Annotated in this window: 2 protein-coding genes and 1 pseudogene; 1 reads left to right on the top strand and 2 read right to left on the bottom strand. The window is 60.0% G+C overall.

Going from position 1 to position 1,638, the window contains the following annotated elements; genetic code table 11:
• The coding region (locus EN939_RS33275) for an ABC transporter transmembrane domain-containing protein (RefSeq protein ID WP_164751473.1) at nt 1-545 on the bottom strand (545 nt) is incomplete at its 3' end.
• Between the two features lie 29 nt (nt 546-574).
• Complete coding sequence (locus tag EN939_RS33270; protein ID WP_127271716.1) at nt 575-970, bottom strand: hypothetical protein; 396 nt, start codon at nt 968-970, stop codon at nt 575-577.
• A gap of 443 nt (nt 971-1,413) precedes the next feature.
• On the opposite strand from EN939_RS33270, the pseudogene EN939_RS33265 reads away from it, so the two are divergent.
• Nucleotides 1,414-1,638: pseudogene (locus tag EN939_RS33265) on the top strand (tRNA (cytidine(34)-2'-O)-methyltransferase); the annotation flags it as partial.

Below are 1,638 nucleotides of genomic sequence, written 5' to 3'. Positions count from 1 at the left end.
GCCGAGCCGACGATGAGCAGCATGCCGAGGAAATAGACGATAACGTAGTTCAGGACGTCGATCACCTTGATGACGCATTCGCGCACGGCGAGAGCCGTCTGCATCAGCTTTGTCGCGATGCGGCCGGCGAACTCGTCCTGGTAGAAACTCATCGACTGCTTGAGCAGATAGCGGTGCACCTGCCAGCGGATGCGCATGGGATAATTGCCCATCAGCGTCTGCTGGTTGAGAAACGAATGCAGCCATACCGTGCCCGGCAGCGCGAACAGCACGATGAAGGCCATGCCGGCGAGCTTCCAGGCTTCCGTCTGCAGGAAGGTTTCGCGATTCTGCCCCGACAGCCAGTCGACGATGCGGCCGAGAAAGCCGAACATCCATACGTCCGCGATCGCGATGGCCGTCACCAGCACCGCGTCGAAAAGGATATATGGCCATGCGCCGCGCGTATAATGCAGGCAGAAGGCAACCAGCGTCTTGGGCGGCTCGACCGGTTCCGCTGCGGGGAACGGATCGAGCCTTTTTTCAAACCAGCTAAACAACAACATAGGTTATGCCTGTGAAATGTGTGTGCCGCTTACGCGGCACGTGAGCGTACGAAATCCGCGGAACCCATGGCGTCAAGGGCCGACGGTCTGGAATCACCCGGACCGTCGGCCCTGCTTCGCGCAATATAGGGGCTCGCGGGCTTTTCGCCGACAGCTGCGCCAGACGATCCTGACGACACGGTGCCGCCAGCCCGGTTTTTCGCGCCCGGCCGGATCAGCCGGATGATCCGGCGCACCAGCGAAGGCCGGCTCAGATCGGGAACCGCGCGCGAAAAATCGACATCCGGCAGCATGCCGCGATGCGGCCGGCGGCGAACCTCGGCGTGCACCGCCGACGAATAGGTGTCGCCGATCAGCAGCGCCCAGGTCGGCAGTCGATGGATATGCAGGCTCCTCGAGCCAGGTATTCTATAGGGATCGAACATCGGTCCGTCCTCCGTGTGAAAATCGAGATAAAAAGGCGAAGCAATATCGTCCGCCGGCATTCGGCCGGAGGCATGCTTTGCGTCGGTCTGGACATGACAAGCATCGGTCCGGACAGGTTCAGCTGGGGTGTTCAGCCCTTTTGACTTTTTGAAAAACATCGCAGGATTCCTTCGAGAGCCGAAAAATCGTTTCGGCGGGAATCGGTGCGATCAAGTCTTAGAGAGTCAGGAGAATCGTCGTACCGAAACCGCCGGCAGGCAGGTAAGCCCACGAGAGGGGCGCTGGATGTGCATGATCATCATGAATTACCCCTCCATCGGTTCGGGTTGACAATCCTGGCTGTATACCCGACCTCGCAGAAAATGGCCACCCGCAGGTCCAGCAATTTCCAAAACCGCCAAGCCGCTGTGGCCGATCCGCCACTTATTAGAAGGACGCGGAAATGAACTGTCGTCTCCGCATCGCGCTCTACCAGCCTGACATTGCCGGCAACACCGGGACAATCCTGCGCTTCGCCGCGTGCCTCGGACTTGGCGTCGACATCATCGAACCGGCCGGATTTCCGCTCTCCGACAAAGCGCTCAAGCGAGCCGGCATGGACTACATCGAAATGGCTGCCCCGGCATGTCGACTGGCATGCCTTCGAGGAATGGCGCAAGGCTGGTTC

Origin of the sequence: Mesorhizobium sp. M7A.F.Ca.CA.002.05.1.1, assembly GCF_003998335.1 — a bacterium.
Lineage (GTDB): Bacteria > Pseudomonadota > Alphaproteobacteria > Rhizobiales > Rhizobiaceae > Mesorhizobium.
This window is presented reverse-complemented; position numbering and strand designations above follow the sequence as displayed.

Bases quoted from the DNA above. Each gene is read 5' to 3' on its own strand.
- EN939_RS33270 (WP_127271716.1), bottom strand. From the start codon at position 970: ATGTTCGATCCCTATAGAATACCTGGCTCGAGGAGCCTGCATATCCAT.